At 48.8% G+C, this 2937-nt stretch carries 3 protein-coding genes; 1 reads left to right on the top strand and 2 read right to left on the bottom strand.

Annotation, left to right across the window (positions count from 1 at the left end; translation table 11 throughout):
• Positions 1 to 314: integrase core domain-containing protein (locus BLW21_RS20875; protein ID WP_245711986.1), on the top strand; the 314-nt coding region annotated here is incomplete at its 5' end.
• Between the two features lie 202 nt (positions 315 to 516).
• Here BLW21_RS20875 and BLW21_RS20880 read toward each other — a convergent pair.
• Both BLW21_RS20880 and BLW21_RS20885 read right to left on the bottom strand, forming a co-directional pair.
• A complete protein-coding gene (locus BLW21_RS20880) occupies positions 517 to 1635 on the bottom strand; it encodes a DUF7005 family protein (RefSeq protein WP_092744037.1) in 1119 nt (372 codons plus the stop codon).
• Between the two features lie 24 nt (positions 1636 to 1659).
• Positions 1660 to 2937 (bottom strand): ATP-binding cassette domain-containing protein (locus tag BLW21_RS20885; protein WP_139255379.1); only part of this gene is annotated, 1278 nt, incomplete at its 5' end.

Raw genomic sequence — 2937 nt, forward strand, 5'->3', positions numbered from 1 at the left:
ACAGTTTTGACCGCGTTTGCCGCGAATATGGTGTCGAGCATTGCCTGACCAAGCCCGCTCACCCCTGGACCAACGGCCAGGTCGAGCGGATGAATCGCACACTTAAAGAGGCCACCGTTCAGCGCTTCCACTATCAGACGACGCAAGAGCTCCACGAGCACCTACAAGCCTTTTTGCTGGCCTACAACCACGCCAAACGGCTCAAGACCTTGCGCGGCCTCACGCCACATGAATTTGTCTGTGCCGAGTGGCAGAAAAACTCCGTTAACTTCACCCAGGACCCGACCCACCTCACGCTGGGACTATACACCTAGCAGCGCCCCACAGCCAGTCACTGACGGCAAAAATGGCATCGGACGGTCCGGGACCGTAGAATAGGGCTATAGTGGCGCGATAGGCGTACGCACTCGGCCTTGAAAGCCAACGTGTATTTCTTACGGGTGGCGGGCAAGCCGCCAGAACTCGATTTTTCAGTCATAGGCAGCGGAAGTCAAGACTTCGTGCTGTCCGTTTTAGTTAGACCACCTCAACGGCCTTGGCGAATAGATATCTGTATTTTTGAATAAGTAAACTCGATCCAAGTGGCGATGAAATATCAAGCAAATCAGTGGTGCATAGCGTATTCATCCTGGCTACTTGATCATTTACTGAATGAATCTTTCCTACCACCGCATCAAAGCTGGCGATGTTCTCGATAGCACATTTGATCACCGGAATTAACTGCCTGAAATCTTCAAGAGTCAAGTTGGCATTATTTACGTAATTCTCAAGCCTTCCACCTTGCCTGTAGTTGGGGTACCCTTCTAAGCCTATGAATGCTAACATCCACTCTTTAGAATAAAACCCTATGGTGTTGCTGATCCCGATATAGTCCGCGACGAGTTCATCATGGAGGTTATTCGAAGCACAGCCGTACCTACTGAGCGTATATAGATGCGTACACTCATGCTCCAGTCTTAAGGTAAGCGACTGAGACATCCAGTCCGCTTCACTAAGCCCCAGGAACTCAGCACTGACAGCACTATAGGGCTTTGTGCTCAGAATAATCAGTTTATCCTTGTACAGGCCGGGATTCGGCAAGATGTTCTTAGAAAACTCCTGGTTCCAGCTCTCTGAGGGATTGTTTTGTTGCCATTCTGTCTTTAGCGCCTTGATTCGATCCCAGTTGTTTATCCCACTAAGCAGCAGAGCACCCATGGAATGGGGAACAGGCGTCGGATTGTTCTTGTATAGTAGGCATTGGACTAGCTTGACGAAGTCCTCATTGTCAGCGACAGTCAGCACGGGTACTTTCCCCGCAATACTTTCGTGCAATGTAAATCTTACGCCTTCCGGTTTGTTGAGCAGTGGCGTAGCCCCCCCGCTCCTAGGGAGAGACTTGCCTTTCAGCACCACATCAATGTAATCCTGGGTTTTGTTGATGCCTTCCTGAATGTGGAAGTTGAGTTGAGGGTAGCATGTCTTCAACAACTGAAAGGCTCCCTCCTCTCTATATGTTGCTGCGTAACCCTCCCAGGACCTGACGTAGTGTTCATCAACAGAAGCCATTTTCTTATCAGGCGTCTCGCAAAACCTGTTGAGAAAATACTCACTCATTTTATCCGATATGCTACCCATAGCATCAATTGAGACCATAGCTGACGAGTTTGCAACCATGATCTATGCAATTTGACGTTTTGCCAGTTGAGCGAACAGCATATCTTTCTCCATCAATTCATCATATGTGCCGCACTCAACGATGGTCCCTTTGTCCAGGACGTAAATGCGGTCCGCGTTTTTGATAGTACTGAGTCGATGAGCAATGATAATCCGGGTTGCCTGAAGTTTCTCCAAACTCTGGGATACCAAACCCTGCGTTCGATTGTCCAGTGCGCTGGTAGCTTCGTCCATGAACAGCAGTCGTGGCTTATGGGCAATCGCTCTCGCAATCATAAGCCGCTGACGCTGGCCACCGGAGAACGTGCTGGCTCCTTCGCTCACCACAGTATGCATTTCCATCGGCATCTGTTTTATATCATCCTCCATGCCGGCCATTTTTGCAGCTTCCCAGGCATCGTCCAGGGTTAGCTCTGAGTTGCCGATGATATTCTGAAATATGCTACCTGACATCAACGCCCCGTTTTGCAGAACCACGCCGATCTGCCTGCGCAGCAACTCTCTGTTCATGAGATCAAATGAGTTCCCGTCGTAGTAGATCAACCCTGCTTCAGCCTGCTCGAAGCCCAGAAGCAATCTCATGATTGTCGATTTCCCTGATCCTGAAGCACCGACGAACGCAACCATCTCCCCTGGCTTTATCTTAAACGTAACGTCATTCAGGACCAGGGGCTGGTCCTCATTATATCGGAAGGAGACAGAATTCATTTCTATCTCCCCAGCCAGTTCTCCTGGATCCACACTTTGCTCGGCTGATTCTGTTTCTGCGGATAAAATAGGCTTAATACGTTCATACAGAGTGATTACGTTCAGAGAAGTTATCAAGGCCATGCTCAGACGCAGGCTATCGTTTAGAAATTGATTGAATGATACGATGAATGCCATAAATATCCCCACAGATAGTACACTCGTTCCGTCGGTGGCATGCAACTGGGTATAGTATATAAAAGAGAAGAAGAAAATGGTCGTTACCAGCGGATAGGAGGCCATAAAGGTCTCTACGAAGTTTTGGTAGGTGCCCGAATTAAAACCAAGCTTTTTCAGGAGAGAAAACTTATTGGCCCAAAGCGCAAAAACTCTCCGCTCACCCCCTGTTATTCTGATCTTGCTTATTCCCGAGAGAAACTCAAAGAGGAAACCCTGAATCTCACCCTGGTACTTAGAAACCTGGCGGTCGTACTTCAGCTTCAGCCAGCCAATCGTGATGATGAACGCGGCGGCCATCACCCCTAACCCTACGCCTACCAGAGCCAATTTAGAGTCATAGTAAAAAAGTAATAT

The sequence above is a fragment of the Hymenobacter psychrophilus genome (assembly GCF_900107135.1).
Lineage (GTDB): Bacteria > Bacteroidota > Bacteroidia > Cytophagales > Hymenobacteraceae > Hymenobacter > Hymenobacter psychrophilus.

Coding starts and splice junctions, on each gene's coding strand:
- BLW21_RS20880 (WP_092744037.1), bottom strand. CDS start 1,635: ATGGTCTCAATTGATGCTATGGGTAGCATATCGGATAAAATGAGTGAG.